The 17,775-nt window shown below is 70.4% G+C and carries 17 protein-coding genes; 11 read left to right on the forward strand and 6 right to left on the reverse strand.

The features are described from left to right. Positions 1-38 precede the first annotated feature (38 nt). The 5 genes from SPR02S_RS31940 to SPR02S_RS31960 all read left to right on the forward strand — a co-directional run bounded on the left by SPR02S_RS31940 (position 39) and on the right by SPR02S_RS31960 (position 4,158). The gene (locus tag SPR02S_RS31940) at positions 39-782 is read left to right on the forward strand and encodes an SDR family oxidoreductase (protein WP_019061099.1); all 744 of its coding nucleotides are present in this window, start codon (positions 39-41) and stop codon (positions 780-782) included. 5 nt (positions 783-787) lie between these two features. Next, the gene (locus SPR02S_RS31945; RefSeq protein ID WP_019061100.1) at positions 788-2,002 is read left to right on the forward strand and encodes an aspartate transaminase; all 1,215 of its coding nucleotides are present in this window, start codon (positions 788-790) and stop codon (positions 2,000-2,002) included. 18 nt (positions 2,003-2,020) lie between these two features. Continuing rightward, positions 2,021-2,695 (forward strand): 4-carboxy-4-hydroxy-2-oxoadipate aldolase/oxaloacetate decarboxylase, encoded by a 675-nt coding sequence (locus tag SPR02S_RS31950; RefSeq protein WP_019061101.1) that lies wholly within the window; start codon positions 2,021-2,023, stop codon positions 2,693-2,695. 131 nt (positions 2,696-2,826) lie between these two features. Continuing rightward, entirely contained in the window at positions 2,827-3,435 is a 609-nt protein-coding gene (locus tag SPR02S_RS31955; protein WP_019061102.1) for a hypothetical protein, read from the forward strand. A 123-nt stretch (positions 3,436-3,558) separates the two neighbouring features. Continuing rightward, complete coding sequence (locus tag SPR02S_RS31960; RefSeq protein WP_019061103.1) at positions 3,559-4,158, forward strand: sigma-70 family RNA polymerase sigma factor; 600 nt, start codon at positions 3,559-3,561, stop codon at positions 4,156-4,158. Between the two features lie 156 nt (positions 4,159-4,314). Here the strand turns inward: SPR02S_RS31960 and SPR02S_RS31965 are convergent, their stop codons facing one another. Both SPR02S_RS31965 and SPR02S_RS31970 read right to left on the reverse strand, forming a co-directional pair. Then, positions 4,315-4,662: a hypothetical protein gene (locus SPR02S_RS31965; protein WP_019061104.1), complete on the reverse strand. Its 348-nt coding sequence runs from the start codon at positions 4,660-4,662 to the stop codon at positions 4,315-4,317. 36 nt (positions 4,663-4,698) lie between these two features. Beyond that, positions 4,699-5,187 carry a MarR family winged helix-turn-helix transcriptional regulator gene (locus tag SPR02S_RS31970; protein WP_019061105.1) on the reverse strand — a complete coding sequence of 163 codons (489 nt, stop codon included), beginning with the start codon at positions 5,185-5,187 and terminating at the stop codon, positions 4,699-4,701. 122 nt (positions 5,188-5,309) lie between these two features. Between SPR02S_RS31970 and SPR02S_RS31975 the strand changes: the two genes are divergently transcribed. Then, a complete protein-coding gene (locus tag SPR02S_RS31975) occupies positions 5,310-5,822 on the forward strand; it encodes a YceI family protein (protein ID WP_026151047.1) in 513 nt (170 codons plus the stop codon). A 7-nt stretch (positions 5,823-5,829) separates the two neighbouring features. Here the strand turns inward: SPR02S_RS31975 and SPR02S_RS31980 are convergent, their stop codons facing one another. Together SPR02S_RS31980 and SPR02S_RS31985 are read right to left on the reverse strand one after the other, a co-directional pair. Next, a complete protein-coding gene (locus tag SPR02S_RS31980) occupies positions 5,830-7,506 on the reverse strand; it encodes a hypothetical protein (protein ID WP_019061107.1) in 1,677 nt (558 codons plus the stop codon). 198 nt (positions 7,507-7,704) lie between these two features. Further along, positions 7,705-11,757: a bifunctional nitrate reductase/sulfite reductase flavoprotein subunit alpha gene (locus SPR02S_RS31985; protein WP_026151048.1), complete on the reverse strand. Its 4,053-nt coding sequence runs from the start codon at positions 11,755-11,757 to the stop codon at positions 7,705-7,707. Positions 11,758-11,955: 198 nt separating this feature from the next. On the opposite strand from SPR02S_RS31985, the gene SPR02S_RS31990 reads away from it, so the two are divergent. The 4 genes from SPR02S_RS31990 to SPR02S_RS32005 all read left to right on the forward strand — a co-directional run bounded on the left by SPR02S_RS31990 (position 11,956) and on the right by SPR02S_RS32005 (position 14,819). Then, the gene (locus SPR02S_RS31990) at positions 11,956-12,351 is read left to right on the forward strand and encodes a cell division protein SepF (RefSeq protein WP_019061109.1); all 396 of its coding nucleotides are present in this window, start codon (positions 11,956-11,958) and stop codon (positions 12,349-12,351) included. A gap of 280 nt (positions 12,352-12,631) precedes the next feature. Next, positions 12,632-13,771, forward strand: coding sequence for an AAA family ATPase (locus SPR02S_RS31995; RefSeq protein WP_019061110.1), 1,140 nt, complete (start codon positions 12,632-12,634; stop codon positions 13,769-13,771). Then, complete coding sequence (locus tag SPR02S_RS32000) at positions 13,768-14,094, forward strand: nucleotide pyrophosphohydrolase (RefSeq protein ID WP_019061111.1); 327 nt, start codon at positions 13,768-13,770, stop codon at positions 14,092-14,094. Before SPR02S_RS31995 ends, SPR02S_RS32000 begins: the two co-directional genes overlap by 4 nt. A gap of 251 nt (positions 14,095-14,345) precedes the next feature. Then, on the forward strand, positions 14,346-14,819 hold the full coding sequence (locus tag SPR02S_RS32005; protein ID WP_019061112.1) for a DUF6099 family protein: 474 nt from the start codon (positions 14,346-14,348) through the stop codon (positions 14,817-14,819). A 97-nt stretch (positions 14,820-14,916) separates the two neighbouring features. Here the strand turns inward: SPR02S_RS32005 and SPR02S_RS64070 are convergent, their stop codons facing one another. Further along, a complete protein-coding gene (locus SPR02S_RS64070) occupies positions 14,917-15,084 on the reverse strand; it encodes a hypothetical protein (RefSeq protein ID WP_019061113.1) in 168 nt (55 codons plus the stop codon). Between the two features lie 211 nt (positions 15,085-15,295). On the opposite strand from SPR02S_RS64070, the gene SPR02S_RS32015 reads away from it, so the two are divergent. After that, positions 15,296-16,219 carry an LLM class F420-dependent oxidoreductase gene (locus SPR02S_RS32015; RefSeq protein WP_019061114.1) on the forward strand — a complete coding sequence of 308 codons (924 nt, stop codon included), beginning with the start codon at positions 15,296-15,298 and terminating at the stop codon, positions 16,217-16,219. A 75-nt stretch (positions 16,220-16,294) separates the two neighbouring features. Here the strand turns inward: SPR02S_RS32015 and SPR02S_RS32020 are convergent, their stop codons facing one another. Next, the gene (locus SPR02S_RS32020; protein WP_019061115.1) at positions 16,295-17,773 is read right to left on the reverse strand and encodes an MFS transporter; all 1,479 of its coding nucleotides are present in this window, start codon (positions 17,771-17,773) and stop codon (positions 16,295-16,297) included. Between the last annotated feature and the right edge of the window lie 2 nt (positions 17,774-17,775).

The following is a 17,775-nucleotide window of genomic DNA, read 5'->3' on the forward strand; positions in this document are numbered from 1 at the left end:
TACAAGCCCCCCACCCCGCACAGCAAGGAGCCCTCAGCATGCCCATCTCCGACTACAGGACGGCCCTCGTCACCGGAGCGTCGACCGGCATCGGAGCCGTGGTCGTCGAACGGCTCGCCAAGCGCGGCCTGGAAGTCCACGCCGTGGCCCGCAACGCCGACCGGCTCAACACCCTTGCCGACGAGACCGGTTGCATCCCGCACGCCGTCGACGTCACCGACACCGCGGCCCTCACCGCCGCACTCGACGGCCTGGAGATCGACGTCCTCGTCAACAACGCGGGCGTCTCCCGGACCGGCAACATCCTCACCGCCGACGAGTTCGCCGTCGACGAGCAGGTCGCCGTCAACATCCAGGCCGTCCTGCACCTGGTCCGCCTGCTGATGCCCGGCATGGTCGAGCGCGACCGCGGCCACATCGTCAACATCAGCTCCATCGCCGCCGTCTACAACTTCGGCGGCAACACGATCTACCACGCCACCAAGGCTGCCGTGCACACCCTCTCCCGCCAGCTCCGCGTCGACGGCTACGGCAAGCGCCTGCGCGTCACCGAGATCTGCCCCGGCCGCGTGGAGACCGAGATCTTCGGCCGCCTCCTGGGCGACATGGAGGCCGCCCAGCGCGAGTTCTACGACGGCTACGAATCCCTGAAGCCCGAGGACATCGCCGACTCCATCGAGTTCGCCGTCGACTCGCCCCGGCACGTCAACATCGGCCACATCGAGATCCTGCCCACCTTCCAGGTGCCCGGCGGCCTCAACTTCGAGCGCAGGGAGGGCTGATCACCGTGAAGACGGCAGAGCGCCTCAGCCGTATCAAGCCCTCGCCGAGCACGGCGGCGGCCCAGCGCGTCCGCGAGCTGAAGAGCCAGGGGCTCACCATCCTCGACCTCACCGTGGGCGAGCCCGACTTCGACACCCCGGAGCACGTGAAGGCCGCCGCGATCAAGGCGATCGAGGCGGGCGAGACCAAGTACACGCCGGTGAACGGTACTTCGGCCCTGCGCGCCGCGATCACCGGCAAACTCCGCGAGCGCCACGGCCTGGCGGTCACCGACGCGAACATCACCGTCGGCGGCGGCGCGAAGCAGGTCATCTTCCTCGCCCTGATGGCCACGCTGGACGAGGGCGACGAGGTCATCGTCCCCGCCCCGTACTGGGTGTCGTACCCGGACATGGTCCGCGCCAACGACGGCACCCCGGTCATCGTCGACTGCCCCGAGGCGGAGGGCTTCAAGCTCACGCCGGAGCGGCTGAGTTCGGCGATCACCGAGAACACCCGCTGGGTCGTCCTCAACACCCCGGGAAACCCGACCGGATCGGCCTACACCACCGCCGAACTCCAGGCCCTCGCCCAGGTGTTGCTCGCCCACCCGCACGTCGGCGTCCTCACCGACGAGATCTACGACGAGATCTGGTACGGCGACCAGGACGCCCCGTCCCTCGCGGCGGTCGAACCCCGCCTGGCCGACCGGGTGTTCCTCACCAACGGCGTCTCCAAGACGTACGCGATGACGGGCTGGCGTATCGGCTACGGGGTGGGCCCGGCCGACCTGGTGACGGCGATCAACACCCTTCAGTCGCAGACCTCTTCGTGCCCCTCGTCCGTGAGCCAGGCCGCCGCTGCCGCCGCGCTCACCGGACCGCAGGACTTCGTCCAGGACACCGTGCGCGTCTACCGCGCCCGCCGTGACGAGACCGTGAAGCTCATCAACGACGTGCCGCAGCTGAGCTGCACGGTCCCGGACGGCGGCTTCTACCTCCTCGTCAACTGCCGGGAAGCTATTGGGCAGTTCACCCCTGCCGGCACCCGGATCGAGAGCGACGAGGACTTCGCCCTGCACCTTCTCGACAGCCGGCAGGTGGCGGTGATCCACGGAACCGCGTACGGCGCCCCCGGCTACTTCCGTATCTCCTTCGCCACGTCGACGGACGTCCTCACCGAGGCCTGCGAGCGCATCGCGACGGCGTGCGCCGAACTGACCTCCGCGCCCACCGCCTGATCCCTCCGAAAGGTCATCATGATCCGCGTCAGCACGAAGTTTGAGCGGCCGGAGTCCTCCGTCGTCAAGCAGTTGAGCGCCTTCTCCTCGGCCACCGTCCACGAGGCACAGGGCCGCCTCGGGGCGCTCGACTCGGCGATCAAGCCGGTCGACCACACCATGTCCCTGTGCGGCCCGGCGTTCACCGTCCAGTGCGCACCGCGAGACAACCTGATGCTCCAGACCGCCATCGCCTACGCCCAGCCAGGCGACGTCGTGGTCGTCTCGGCGGGCAACTACGAGGAGGCCGGCTCCTTCGGCGATGTCCTCGCCAACGCCTGCCAGTCCAAGGGCCTCGCCGGTCTGATCACCGACACGGGCGTCCGCGACACCGAGGACCTGCGCGCCCTGGGCTTCCCGGTCTTCTCCCGCAGCGTCTCCATCAAGGGCACGGTCAAGGAGACCGTCGGCCCGATGTGCGAGCCGATCACCGTCGGCGGCGTGCTCGTCCGCCCCGGCGACCTCATGCGCGCCGACGCCGACGGCGTGGTCGTCGTGCGCCGCGAGGCCGCGGCCGAGGCCGCCGCCCTCTCGCAGGAACGGGTCGACGCCGAGGCCGGGTTCATCGCCGCGTACCGTGCGGGAAAGACGGTCGTGGAGATGTGCAACCTCGCACCGGTGCTCGCGGCGAAGGGCCTCGTGATCGAGGAGTAGGACCGGTCCGGCGGCGACCGCTCCTGAGTACCGGACAGGGAATTACCGTACCCACGGCTGAGACCAAGGTACGGATGCCAGGATGAGGCGCCATGAGGGCAGGGTGGTGTGCGCGCACAGTGCGGGCCGTGATGTTCGCGGCCGTCTGTGTGGTGCTCGCCGCCCTGGGCCACGTCCTGATGTCCGGACGCCACGTACCCGTGTGGGCACTGGCCGCCGGACTCGCCGCGACCGGAGTGGCCGGCTGGTCCCTGGCGGGCCGTGAACGCGGCCGCACGCTGATAGTGACCCTGGTGGTCGCCACCCAGGCCGCCCTCCACTCGGCGTTCTCGCTCGCGCAGCCCGCGACGGGGACGGCGACCGGGCAGCCGGTGTCCATGGACATGGGGTCGGCAGACATGGGCTCCATGCACATGAGCGCCACCGACTCCATGGACATGGGCCATATGTCGGCCACTACCACCGGCACCTCCTCGCCCGGCATGCTCGCCGCCCACCTGCTCGCCGCCCTGCTCTGCGGCCTGTGGCTGGCACACGGTGAGCGCGCCGCGTTCCGAGTCCTGCGGTCCGTCGCCGGCCGACTCGCGGCTCCGCTACGGCTGTTGCTCGCGCTCCCTGTCCCACCGCACCGTCCGCGTTTCAGGCCGCGCCGCCCCCGTTCCGAACGGGCGCCGCGGCTTCTCCTTCTCGTCCACGCGATCACCTCTCGGGGTCCGCCCCTGGGGACCGCTGTCGCCTGACGACAGCCGGCACCCCGGGCCGCGCCTACGCGCCTCGGGCCCAGGCCGTACCCCCGCGCCACGCCTCTGCCGGGCGGCGCGGGACGGCCGATCCCCTTTCACGGTGACCGAGAAGGACCTCAGGTGATCACTCCTACCCTGCCCGCCTCGCCCGACGTGACGGAGTCGAGCGACGAGTCGCTGACCAACTGGGCGCTCGCCGCCCGCCACGGCGACTCCGTCGCCGTCGACCACCTCATGCGCGCCCTGCACCGCGACGTCCTGCGCTACGTCGCGTACCTCGGCGCCGACCCGCAGGCGGTCGACGACCTCGCGCAGGACACGTTCCTGCGGGCGCTCGGCAGCCTGCACCGCTTCGAGGGCCGTTCCTCCGCCCGCACCTGGCTGCTGTCCATCGCCCGCCGCGCGGTGATCGACAGCTACCGCCGCGCCGCCGTCCGCCCACGCCTGTCCGACGTCCAGGACTGGCAACTCGCCGTCGAACTGGCCCAACCCCAGGGCCTCCCCGGCTTCGACGACGGCGTGGCACTGCTCGACCTCCTCGCCGTCCTGCCCGACGAACGCCGCGAGGCGTTCCTCCTCACCCAACTCCTGGGCCTGCCCTACGAAGAGGCGGCGGAACTCAGCAACTGCCCTGTGGGGACGGTCCGTTCGAGGGTGGCCCGCGCCCGGGCGACCCTCGTGCACCTACTGGCCGACGAGGATGTCGCGTGCGCCCTCTAGCGCGCTGACCTGCCTAGCCCAGTTTCAACGCGTCGGACCACTTCGGAGACGGGTTCGTCCTGGGTGCCATTGCCGGCGGCGGCGATGGCACCGGCGACCATGGACGGCGCGGCACCGGGCGTCCGGAGTAGAGGCTGTAGGGGTACGTGGCCTCCTTCAACGGCAGGTCGGGCAGCGGGTGGAGGTTCTCGAGGGAAGGGCAGGATCCGACGTGGACGCCGACGAGGTCGGGCATGCCGAGCAGGGCACTGACGTCCTCCAGCTGGCCGCGCAGAAGCCGTCAGGGTCGGCCACCTTGGGCCACATCCGGATCAGCGCTTCCGCGCTCCACCCGGCCGTGCCGATGTACCGGGCGGCCAGGGCGAGCGCCGATCCGTCGTCCCGGATCAGGACGAGTTCCCCGATGGCCTTGCGTATCCGGACCGGCTTGCCCGTCTCCAACAGCTCGCGGAGAACGGCGAGTTGGGAAGGATCGGCACCGCTGCCCACGTCGCTCGAGTTCATGGCTCGACACTGTAGGGGCCGGGTCCGACAGTGGCGTCAGACAGGCCCTAGGTCGGGGAACAGTGCGGTCAGCGCGTCCCGTTGCTCCCGGCCCACGAACTGGACGAGCCCCCGCTTGACCGTCTCGGCGAGTGACTCCGAGGCCTCGCGCAGGAGTTGGCGGGCCTTCTCGGTGAGGGCGACCTCGATGCCGCGCTTGTCGCCGCAGACGGACTTGCGGGTGACCAGGCCCGCGTGCTGGAGACAGGCGATCTGATACGTCAGCCGGGTCTTCGGGCGGCCGAGCAGCTCGGCGACCCGGGTCATCCGCAGCCCCTCCGGCTGCTCGGCCAGCAGGCACAGCACCAGGAACTCGTCGTGCGAGACGTCGAGGTTCCCCTTCACGACCGAGCGCAGCTCCTGTTCCACCGAGCCCGTCGCCGCCACCAGCAGCATCCAGGCGCGCAGCTCGGGCGGGAGCAGCCCGTCGCCCCGCAGGGAGGGACATTCGGGCTGGTCGGCGGGGCGCTCAACAGGGTCGGCCATGGTGTCGAGTCTACCTGTTGTCCAATTTTGGAGGAGATGGTTGTTCAGATTTGGATAATGGGCTAGCGTGGCGCTCATAAGGCTCATTCAAATTTGGACTACTGGAACCAGTGGGAGAGATCATGACCGTCGCCGTCGAAACCGGGGTGTGGCAGCTCGACCAGACCGCCTCCACCGTGGGCATCAGCCACAAGACGATGTGGGGCCTGGTCAACGTGAAGGGCACCTTCGGCACCTTCAACGGTCAGGGCGAGGTCCGGGGCGACGGCTCCGCGATCGGCACCCTGACCCTGGACGCCGCTTCCCTGGACACCAAGAACGCCAAGCGTGACAAGCACCTGCGCTCCGCCGACCTGTTCGACACCGACAAGTTCCCCGAGATCACCTTCGCGGTGCGCAGCGCCGAGCTGACCGGAGACACCGTGCACGTCGTCGGTCAGCTGACCGTCCACGGCATCAGCCGCCCGCAGACCTTCACGGCCCGCCTCAAGGACGCGACCGGTGAGGCGCTCACGCTGGACGCCGAATTCACCGTGGACCGCGACCAGTTCGGCCTGGGCTGGAACCAGCTCGGCATGCTGCGCGGCCTGACCACCGTCACCACCACGCTCCGCTTCCTGCGTACGGCCGTCTGACAGACCGTCAATTCGCGGGCCGCAGCCGGATGTCCGAGCTGGACAGTGTCTGCGGGGTGGCGGTGAAGGCACGCATCCGGATGCGGACCTTCTTGTGGGGCAGGGTGAACGTCCCGTCGGGCGGCCGGAGTTCGATGGTCGCCGTGCTGTGCGCGGGCAGCGTCGCCGGGCCGCCCACCTGGGACCAGTACTTGCTCATGCCCTGACCTGTGGTGAGCGTGTAGTGGGGCGTGAGAGGGGTGCCGGACGAATTGGTCACCTGGACCGTCAGCCGGGTCACGACGGTGGGCACCGCGCGCCGAACTCCCGTCAGTTTCATGGTCATCGGCGGCGCCCCCGTCGCCGCCACGGCCGCGCCCGCCAGCGCGGGCGTGAGCAGGAGCACGGCCGCCGCGACCCTGGCCCCGCGGCGGTGCGGACCGGACAGCAGCCGGGGGCGCGGCTGCCACGCGTCACGGAACTCGGTGATCGGAGCGGTCACCGCCGACGCCAGCCACAACGGCGTCATCATCAGGTAGTAGCCGTCCTGCGAACGCGTCGCCAGATAGAAGGCGCACCACGGCAGAACGGTCGCCGCCGGCCCCAACCGCCGTACGAACAGCGCGAACACGGCGAGCAGACCCGCCGCCAGCAGGATGCTCGCGTGGGAGTACCAGTCGAGCCGGTCGCTGCCGTTCGTGAAGTACAGCGAGATGTCCACCAGGCCCTGGCCGTGCACCACCGCGCCCTGCGTCAGCGGCAGCGCGATGCCCGCCAGCCAGGTGCGCGGCTCGTGCACGATGAAGTACGTGTTGATCAGCAGCCACACGGTGACGGCGATCCCGACGACGCGCAGCAGTATCAACGCGGCCTGCCGGGCGCCGAGTTCACCGCGCCGCACCGCGTAGATCCCGGCCAGCAGGAACGGCGTGAGGAACCACGGGAGTTGCTGCGCCGCGCAGGCCGCCCCCAGACACGCGGCCTGGGCGATCCCGGCGGGACCGAGTCGGCCGCCCCTGCCGATCCGGGGCCAGCAGATCACCACCGGTACCAGCAACGCCATGGCGAGCACGGCCGGATAGCCCTGACGGCCGTAGGTCGGCAGCAGGCCGAGGCCCAGGCACGCGAGGGTGGCCGCAGACCGCCACGGCACCGGCAGCAGCCGCCACATGAGGACCGCGGCGGCGATCAGCGCCGCGGTGGCGACGGCGGTCGCGGGGGCGCCGCCGTGCCCGATCCACAGCAGGGGCGCCGTCAGGAGCGTCTCCAGCGGGGGATAGCCGTACGTGTAGTCGTAGCCGCCGGTCACCGTCGGGGTCAGCGCGACGCCGTGGTTCGGATGGAAGAGCCACGGCCAGGGCTGGCCGTAGATCGGGTGTCCGGCGACCAACTCCCTGGCGGCCTGGGTGGTGAGGACCGCCTCGTCGCCGCCGCTGTGGAACACCGACCACGCCGACAGCGTCAGCAGCACCGCCGTCACCAGCACGGCGAGATCGATCCGCGCCAGCGACCGCGCCCGGCGCACCACCAGGGCCAGCACCCCGCACACCAGGATCGAGGCGTAGCAGAGGCAGACGACCGCCGCCACGACGAGCCGATGACTGGCCGCCTGTGTCCACACCGAGCGGACGCCGATGAACAGACTGATGTCGGCGAGCAGGGTGAGGACGCGGTGCCACTGCGCGGGAGGTTCCGGGGCGGACACCGCCGACTGTGTCCGCCGACCGGGTGCCACCTGAGGTGTTTCTGCCAAGTGCACGACACAAGACGCTAATCGCGCCTGGTGAGCGAGGTGTCGGCAATCGAGAAGATTCCGGTGTGAGAGGGGTAAGAAGGCCTCGTTGTGGCCTAAATGGGGCAAACTCGAACGGCGTTGTTCAACTCGCCGTGACCATCAGTTCATTCAGTAAACATCGCGCACATACCGCTTCGCCGCCGCCAGTTGCTTCACATACGCGGCCGCCTCGCCCTCGTCCAGCCCGCCGTGCGCGACCGCGATGTCACGCAACGCCCGCTCCACGTCCTTCGCCATCCGCGAGGCGTCCCCGCACACATAGAAGTGGGCGCCCTCCCGCAACCAGTGCCACAACTCCGGCCCGTGCTCCCGCATCCGGTCCTGCACATACACCTTCGCGCGCTGGTCCCGGGAGAACGCCGTGTCCAGCCGGGCGAGCACGCCCTCGTCCAGCAACCCCGCCAGCTCCTCCTCGTAGTAGAAGTCCGTCGCGCGATGCTGCTCCCCGAAGAACAGCCAGTTCGGCGCGGGATGCCCGAGCGCGCGCCGCTCTTGAAGAAACCCGACGAACGGCGCCACGCCCGTACCGGGCCCGACCATCACCATCGGCGTCGCGGGATCGGCGGGCGGGCGGAAGTGCGGGGAGCGTTGCACGAACACCGGTACCTCCGTGTCCGCCTCCACATCGGCGTCCGCAAGGAACGGCGAACAAACCCCGCCGCGCGGACGGCCGTTGAGACCCTCGTACCGCACCACCGACACCGTCAACGAGACGCTGTGCGGGTCGACGAGCGGGCTGGACGAGATCGAATACAGCCGCGGCTGAAGCTTCTTCAGCACCCCGGCCCACTCCTGCGCCCCCGCCTTCACCGGATACTCGGCCAGCACATCCACCGCCTGCCGCCCCCAACTCCACTGCGCGAGCCGGTCCTTGTTGTCCGGCCGCAGCAGCCCACGCAACTCCCGGTCGTCCCGCGCCCGTTCGGCCACGAAGCGCAGCAGGTCCGGGGTGATACGGGTGATGTCCAACTGCCGGTGGAGCGCTTCGGCGAAGGGGAGTTCTCCCATGCCTTCCAGTTCTACGACCGCTGCGGCATCGGTACCGGTGGCGGCGAGCCATTCGTCCACCAGCGAGGGGGAGTTGACCGGCCGGACGCCGAGCGCGTCACCGGTCTCGTACGTGAGGTCGGTGCCGCTGGTGTCGAAGGTGAAGCGGCGGACCTCCTTGCTCGCGCCGGGGCGGCTGAGCAGGCGGTTGCCGACTAGACGGGCGCTGGTGGGAGTGGGCTTGGGGGACCGGGGCGGCGATTTGGCGGCTGCGGTCCCGGTGGCCCTTTCGGTGCCCAGTGCCGTGAGCACCTGGCCCAGCCAGGCATCCGCCGACGGCTCGAAGTCCGGCTCGCAGTCGGTGCGCGGGGCCAGCCGCACCCCGCCCAACTCGTCGAGCCGCGCGTCCAGTCGGCGCCCGTACCCGCAGAAGTCGCCGTACGACGAGTCGCCCAGGGCGAGCACCGCGAACCGCACTCCGTCGAGCCGTGGCGCCTGTTCACCGGCGAGCGTGTCCCAGAAGCCGGAGCCGTTGTCGGGGGCGTCGCCGTCGCCGAACGTGCTGGTGATGAAGAGGAGATCGGCGTCGGCGGGGAGTGCGCCGACGTCGGCCTGGTCCATGCCGACCAGGGTCGCCCGGTGCCCGGCCGAGCCCAGCCGTTCGGCGGTGACCGCCGCCAACTCCTCGGCGTTGCCGGTCTGGGAGGCCCACAGGACGACTATCTGCCGGGCGGGCTGCGGCTGTTGCTGCGGTTGCATCGGGGGAGTGGGTGTCGTCGACCTCGAATACATCCCGGCGAGAACGCCGTTGACCCACAGCGCGTGCTCGGCACTGAAGGGCGCGTCCGGCGGGAGTGTGGGCACACCCGGGGCGCCGGACTCGATACCGGCGAGGAAGCCGGTGAGATAGAGGCGTTCCTGCGCGGAGAGGACGGGCGGCGGGGCGGGATCGAGCCCGAAGGGATTCGCGCCCGGGGTCACCGAGGTCGGCACAAGCTCCTTCTCCGGAGCCGGTGTTGGAACCGGTGCCGCACTCGCCACCTTCACCAACGACACCGCGCACACCTTGAACTCCGGCTGGAACGACACCGGATCCACCGCGTCGCTCGTCACCGCGTTGACGCTCAGATACTCACCGAAGAGGTCGTTCCAGTGGAACGGTGCGAAGCAGCCCCCGGGGCGCACCCGGTCGGTCACCACGGCCGGCAGCACCGCCCGCCCCCGCCGCGACGCGACCTCCACCGAGTCGCCCTCGGCGATCCCCAACTCCCGTGCGTCCAGCGGATGCAGCTCCACGAAGGGCCCGGGGTTCAGCTTGTTCAGCTTGGCGACCTTGCCCGTCTTCGTGAGCGTGTGCCACTGGTGCTGGAGCCGCCCGGTGTTCAGCACGAACGGGTAGTCGTCGTCGGGAAGTTCGGCGGCGGGCAGGTGCGCGCGGGCGTGAAAGACCGCTCGCCCACTGGCAGTTGGGAAGCGCAGGTCGCCCCCGCCCACGTACCGGATGGGATTGCGGTCCGGCCCGTCCTCCGCCGCCGCCGGCCACTGCACCGGCGTGGACCGCAGCCTCTCGTAGGTCACCCCGCGCAGATCCCAGCCGGTCACCGGGTTCGAGAACTGCCGGATCTCATCGAAGACTTGCTCCGCGCTGTCGTAGGTGAAGCCCTTCTCGTAGCCCATCGCGCAGGCGACGGCCGCGATGATGCGCCAGTCGGCCATCGCCTCGCCGGGTGGGGCGACTACGGGGCGGGCGAGGGTGAGGGTGCGTTCGCTGTTGACGAGGACGCCCTCGGACTCGGTCCACATCGCGCCGGGGAGGACGACGTCGGCGTAGGCGTTGGTCTCGGTGTCGGTGAAGACGTCCTGGGTGATGACGAACTCGGCTGCTTCCAGGCCCTCGATGACGGTCCGTCGGTTGGCGACCGAGGCGACCGGGTTGGTGCAGATGATCCAGCAGGCCTTGATGTCGCCGTCGGCCATCTTCCGGAACATCTCGACGGTGCCCCGGCCGACGCCGTCCGAGCGGATCGTCCTCGGCGGCAGGCCCCACACCTCCTCGGTGAACTCCCGTTCCGCGTCGACGAGTACGGACCGCTGGCCCGGCAACCCCGGTCCCATGTAGCCCATTTCACGGCCGCCCATCGCGTTCGGCTGGCCGGTGAGGGAGAACGGGCCGCTGCCGGGGCGGCAGATCGCGCCCGTCGCGAGATGCAGGTTGATGAGGGCGTTGGTGTTCCAAGTGCCGTGCGTGGACTGGTTGAGGCCCATCGTCCAGCAGCTCATCCACTCGCCCGCCTCGCCGATCAGCCGGGCAGCCGTACGGAGGTCGTCCTCGGCGAGACCGGTGAGGGCGGCGACGGCGTCCGGCGCGTAGTCGGCGAGGAAGGCGGGCAGCGCCTCCCAGCCCTCGGTGTGGGCGGCGATGAACTCCGGGTCGGTGTGCCCGTTCTCGTGCAGCAGCCTCAACAGGCCGTTGAGCAGGGCGAGATCGGTGCCCGGCGCGATCTGGAGGAAGAGGTCCGCCTTCGCCGCGGTGGCGGTCCGGCGCGGGTCGACGACGATCAACTTGGCGCCCGCCTTGACCCGTTCCATCATCCGCAGGAAGAGAATCGGGTGGCAGTCGGCCATGTTGGAGCCGATGACCAGGAACACGTCCGCCCGCTCGAAGTCCTCGTACGACCCCGGCGGCCCGTCCGCACCCAGCGACGACTTGTAACCGGCGCCCGCACTCGCCATGCACAGCCGGGAGTTGGACTCGATCTGGTTCGTCCGGACGAACCCCTTGGCCAGCTTGTTCGCCAAGTACTGCGCCTCCAGGCTCATCTGCCCGGAGACGTAGAGGGCGACCGCGTCCGGTCCGTGCTCGTCGACGATCTTCCGCAGGCGCCGCGCGGTCTCGGCGATCGCGTTGGTCACGGGCGTCGGCACCGGCTCCTCGCCCCGCTCGTCGCGCACGAGCGCCCCGGTCAACCGGCCCGGTGCGGCGAGCATCTCGGCGGTGGTCGCGCCCTTGGTGCACAGCCGCCCGGCGTTCGCCGGGTGCGCCTTGTCGCCGGACGCCCTGAGGACCGTAGGCCTGCCGTCGGGACCCGCGCCGACGTCGAGCAGCATCCCGCAGCCCACACCGCAGTACGAGCAGACCGTCCGTACCCGCTGCGTCTGGAGGCTCGTCGTCATGCCGTAGACGCTACGAATTGCCCGTTACGCCGAGGTCACGCGGCTCGATCATGAGGGGTTACACCCGCTGCACAACGGGCCGGGGGCCGGTGTGAGATGCGCCCGATCTTGTCGCGGAGTGTGTCGCAGTTGGGCCGAACGGGTGACAGTGCGCAACAATCGACGGATGCAGACTGCCAGCGCGACCCAGGACGGAGCATGCCGGTGAACAGCCACGATGTCACCGACGAACAGTGGGAAGGGCTCGCCCAGGTAGTGCCGCTGCGGGGGCGTGACGCCTGGCCGTCCGCCGTGGGCCACCGGGCGATACCCGAGGCCGAGACCGAGCCGCGCCGCCGCTTCGTCGTCCTCCGGGTGAATGTGTTCGGGGACGCGCGCGAGGTCGCGGAGACCCTGATGGCGGGCATACCGGTGCTGCTCGACCTCACCGGCGCGGAGACCGAGGTCGCCAAGCGGGTGCTGGACTTCAGCACGGGCGTCGTCTTCGGCCTGGCGAGCGGGATGACCCGCGTCGACCGGAACGTGTTCCTGCTCACACCGCCCGGGACGGAAGTCCGGGGGCTGATGGAGGGGGCCGGGGTCCCGGGAGTCTGAGGTGAGCGCGCCCGTCGCTCGATCGTAGGAAGGTCCCCGGGGCGGAACGGTTCGCCTGACGGCGGAGGCCTACGGTCCGGATATGGCCGCGTCAGCACATTCACCCCAGTCATCTCATTCGTCGGGCTCCTCCCGTTTCTCCGGCTCGCCCACGTCCTCCCGATCGTCCGAGTCCGTGCCGCCACAGGGGCGATCGCCCGAAGCCCGCTCGCCCCGGGCCCGGCCCGCGCCGGAGCCGTCGGACGGTGTCACCCCGCCGTCGTCGAGGGCGCCCGCGCCGATGAACCCCGGGCGTTTCGAGGCGCACGCCGACCGGCCGCACCTCACCGAGCTGCGGCTCTCGGCGTTCGCCACGCACCGGGGCGCCGGATTCCCGCTCGGGCCACTCACCCTCTTCGCCGGGCCCAGCGGGTACGGCAAGACGAGCGCGCTGCTGGCGTACGAGGCGCTCGCGCGGCTCGGCGCCGGGGTCGAGGTCGGGGCGGTGTTCCCGGACCCGGTCGCCTGCGTCCCGGAGCGGGCCCGGCCCGACGCCCAACGCCGACGCGGGTTCCGGATCGGCTGTACGGCGGACGGGCCCGAGGGGCCGGTACGGCTCGACGTCGCCGTCCAGGCCGAGCCCGAACTGCGCATCGTGGGCGAGCGGTTGACGTCGGGCGGCCTGGTCCTCCTGGAGACCGCGCTGCGCGACCCGACGCGCCGTACGGTGCAGGCCTCCTGGCACACGGGGGGATCGTCGCCGGTCACCCGCGCACCGTTGCCGGACGACCGGCTCGGTACCGCCCTGTTGCCGTTGCGGGTCGCCGGCAAGACCGACGGGCAGCGCCAAGTCCTCGCCGCCGCCGAGCAGATGGTGGTCGCCCTGCGCTCCGTCTTCGCCTGCGATCCGGTGCCCGAGCGGATGCGCGACGCCGTACCGATGGGCGACGGGCGGTTGCTGCGGGACTGCGGCAACCTCGCCGACGTGCTGTGGCGCACCCGGAGCGAATGCGGGCGACGGCACGGGCAACTCGTCACCTCGGTGCGTACCGGATGCGCCGGACCCGTGGTGGACGTGCTCGCGGAACCACTCCGCGACGGGATGCTCCGCGCGGTGCTCGACCGGGGCGACGGCTTACGCACCGGCTTCGAACGACTCGGCGACGGTGAACTCCGCTACGCGGCAATCGCGTTGGTGCTCCTCACCGGCCCCGGGGTGCTGGAGATCGACCCGCCCGGCGAGGTCCCGGCCGCGATGCAGACCCTGACCGTCCTCGCCGACGGCCTCGACCGGGCACTCGACGTACGGCAACGGACCGAACTGCTGCAGCTCGCGGCGCGGATGTGCGAGCGCGGGCACATCCGGCTGGTCGGCGCGGTGAGCGACGCATCCTGGGCCACCCGGATCGACGGGGTCACAGTGGTACACCTGGACCCGTGACAGAACATCTCGACGTGGCGAAACTGCAGCACAGACTGGCCGAGTTCGCGGCCGCGCGGAACTGGCAGCAGTACCACACCCCCAAGAACCTCGCCTCCGCGCTCAGCGTGGAGGCCTCCGAACTCGTCGAGATCTTCCAGTGGTTGACCCCCGAGGAGTCGACGCGGGTCATGGACGACCCGGACAGCGCGCACCGGGTGCGGGACGAAGTCGCCGACGTGCTCGCGTACTTGCTGCAACTGTGCGAGGTGCTCGGCATCGACCCGCTCGCCGCGCTCGACGCGAAGATCGACCGGAACGAGGGCAGGTTTCCGGCGTCGTAGCCGACAAGTCCTCGTCGTAGCCGACAAGTCCTCGCCGTAGCCGACAAGTCCTCGCCGTAGGCGATCGATTGGGGGAGTCCGCGCGTCCATTTTCACTCTCCGGAGTCATTCATCTGTCCGCAACCGATTTGTTGTCCACAGATTTCCGCCTTCCTCTGGCTTTTCGTCTCAGGGACTCTCACTCTGGGTAGTGGACAAGGGAGTTCGGGCGGACGTGCGCACAGCACGTCGGGATATGACGGGGGCAGCGCATGGACGCGATGCGGCTCATCGTGACGAGCAGGCGCGCCCTGGCCGGAAGCGGCGACGTGTCTCAGACCATGACGGAGGTGTGGCAGGCGCAGGCCCTCGCCCAGGCGATAGGCAGCCGCCTCGCGGTCTTCGGGCCGCCCGAACTGCGGGGCGAGGCACTGGGGTTGACCGAGTTGGCGGGCCGGGGCTGCGGAGTGCTGGACACCCCGGTGCTGGCCATCGAGGACTTACGCGCGGCCCAGCTCACTGAGCTGGGTGATGCGCGCCTCGCCCTGCTGTGCCTCGGCATCCTGCTGGGCGAGGTCGGTATCGCCCTCGTCGGCATCGCCTGCGCGGCGGACGACGAGGGGACGTACTGGCAGTGCATGGAGGCGATCGACGCGGCGGACGAGTCCCGGGACCGGGTGTTGGAGATGCTCCGAAGACTGGCGGATCGGGACGCTGCGGCGATACCGGAGCGGGAGGCGGGGTGACGGTGCGGGGGGAGTGCCCTGTTGGTTGCGGTTTGTAGGGTCTGCGCGACGCCGTCGTGGCTGGTCGCGCAGTTCCCCGCGCCCCTTCAGGGGCGCCTCACGTGGCCTGTGCTGATGGTGTCGGCTCCGTGGTTCCGGCCGACTGCAGGTCCGCGTCCAGGGCGGACAGGTCCGCGTTCAGGGACGCCATCAGCTCCTCCATCTGCTGCAACAACCCCTTGGGTTGTGCAGGTCCGCCCTGTTGCGGCACAGCTTCTTCGGACATGACGGCCTCCTCGGCCCGTGGCCTCCCCGGCGAGGAGGAGGCGGGAATCCGGGCGGTCCGGCTCCGCCCGAGCCAACGATCATCAACGGGGCCGGTCACTGGCGCGGGCGCCCCCCGTGCGCACGGTTGACGCAATTTCACCCGACCGGGCACGAGATGGGCGGGTGGGACCGGTGAGGTTGACCGGGACCCGAGCGTGCAGGATGGAACCATGGATCTGCGCATCTTCACCGAGCCCCAGCAGGGGGCGACCTACGACACCTTGCTCGCCGTGGCCAAGGCCACCGAGGACCTCGCCTTCGACGCCTTTTTCCGCTCCGACCACTACCTCGCCATGGGCTCCGGTGACGGACTCCCCGGTCCCACCGACGCCTGGATCACGCTGGCCGGCCTCGCCCGGGAGACCAAGCGCATCCGCCTGGGCACTCTGATGACGGCCGCCACCTTCCGTCTCCCCGGCGTCCTCGCCATCCAGGTCGCGCAGGTCGACCAGATGTCGGGCGGCCGGGTCGAACTCGGCCTGGGCGCGGGCTGGTTCGAGCAGGAGCACACGGCGTACGGCATCCCGTTCCCCAAGGAGAAGTTCGCGCGCCTGGAGGAGCAGCTCGCGATCGTCACCGGGCTGTGGGAGACCAAGCCCGGCGACACCTTCGACTTCCACGGCACGCACTACGACCTCACCGACTCGCCCGCGCTGCCCAAGCCCGCGCAGGCGAAGATCCCGGTGCTGATCGGCGGTCACGGCGCGAGCCGCACCCCGAAGCTGACGGCGCGGTTCGCCGACGAGTTCAACATGCCGTTCGCCTCCATCGAGGACAGTGAGCGGCAGTTCGGCCGGGTCCGCGCCGCCGCCGAGGCGGTCGGCCGCAAGGCCGACGACCTCGTCTACTCCAACGCCCTTGTGGTCTGCGTCGGCAAGGACGACCAGGAGGTCGCCCGCCGCGCCGCCGCGATCGGCCGCGAGGTCGACGAACTCAAGGAGAACGGCCTGGCGGGCACTCCGTCCGAGGTCGTCGACAAGATCGGCCGCTACGCCGAGATCGGCTCCCGGCGCTTCTACCTCCAGGTCCTCGACCTCGCCGACCTGGACCACCTGGAGCTCATCTCGGCCCAGGTGCAGGCTCAGCTGTCGTAGCCGACGTATGTGACGTAGGCGTCGTAGAACTGCGGGCGGGGTGTCGAGACCCCGCCCGCAGTTCGACCACGGTGCCTAACTCCGCGCCTCAGCCGCCTCGTTGGCCGCCGCAGGCACCCCCGCGGCCACCGGCGCCCGCCGCCCCGGCAGGAACGCGGCCAGCAGCAGGGCCGCCAGGGACGCCGCCGAACCGATGCCCATGATCACGCGGAAGCCGTTGTGGGAGGGGACGGTCAGGGAGCCGAAGCTCGTCGTCATATGGGCCAGGACGACTCCGGCGACGGCGCTGGAGGCGGACGTACCGATGGATCGCATCAGGCTGTTGAGGCTGTTCGCGGCGGCCGTCTCGGACAGCGGCACGGCACCCATGATGAGCGCGGGCATCGCGCCGTAGGCGAAACCGACGCCGGCGGAGATCACACAGCACACCACCACGACCTGCCAGACCGCGGCCATCATGACGACCCCGAGGCCGTAACCGGCGGCCACGATCAGCGCGCCCAGCATGAGGGTGATCTTGGGGCCCGCCGCCGCCGAGATCCGGGCGGAGAGCGGTGCGGTCGCCATCATCACCAGGCCGGACGGGCCCAGCGCGAGCCCCGCCGCGAGCACGGTCTGGCCGAGGCCGTAGCCGGTGGACGTGGGCAGTTGGAGCAGTTGCGGCACGGCCAGCGACATCGCGAACATGGCGAAGCCGAACACCACGGACGCGAGGTTGGTGAGCAGCACCTGGCGGCGCGCGCTGGTGCGCAGATCGACCAGCGGCCGTACGGTACGCAGCTCCCACCAGCCCCACACCAGCAGGACCACAACCGCCGTGGCGAACAGGCCCGTTGTCGTGCCGCTGCCCCAACCCCAGTCCGCACCCTTGGAGATGGCCAGCAGCAGACACACCAGGCCGATGGACATCCCGACGCCGCCGACCACGTCGAACCGGCCGCCGCTGCGCACCGCCGACTCCGGTACGAGCGTCACGACGAGCGCGGCCACGACCCCGCCGAGCACCGCCGCCGTCCAGAACAGCACGTGCCAGTCCGCCTTCTCGGCGATGAACGCGGCCGTCGGCAGCCCGAGCGCACCACCCACACCCAGCGACGCACTCATCAGCGCGGTCGCCGATCCCAGCCGTTCGGGCGGGAGTTCGTCCCGCATGATGCTGATGCCGAGCGGGATGACGGCCATCGAGACGCCCTGGAACGTCCGCCCGACGATCATCGGCACGAGCGTGTCGCTGAGCGCGCCGATCACGGACCCGACGATCAGCAGGACCAGGCTGAGCAGCAGCATCCGCCGCTTGCCGTACATGTCCCCGAGCCGTCCCACCACCGGGTTGGCCACGGCACCGGCGAGCAGGGTCGCGGTGATCGCCCAAGTGGCGTCGGACGGCGAGGAGTTCAGCAGCTTGGGGAGTTCCGGCACGATCGGGATGATCAGCGTCTGCATCAGCGAGACGGTGATCCCGCCGAGCGCCAGGACCCAGACGACGGCGCCGGAGCGGGACGAACCGACCCCCTCGACGGGAACGGGTGGGGAGGGGGAGCTGGACGCGGACATGG

Origin of the sequence: Streptomyces prunicolor NBRC 13075, assembly GCF_000367365.1 — a bacterium.
GTDB classification, from domain to species: domain Bacteria; phylum Actinomycetota; class Actinomycetes; order Streptomycetales; family Streptomycetaceae; genus Streptomyces; species Streptomyces prunicolor.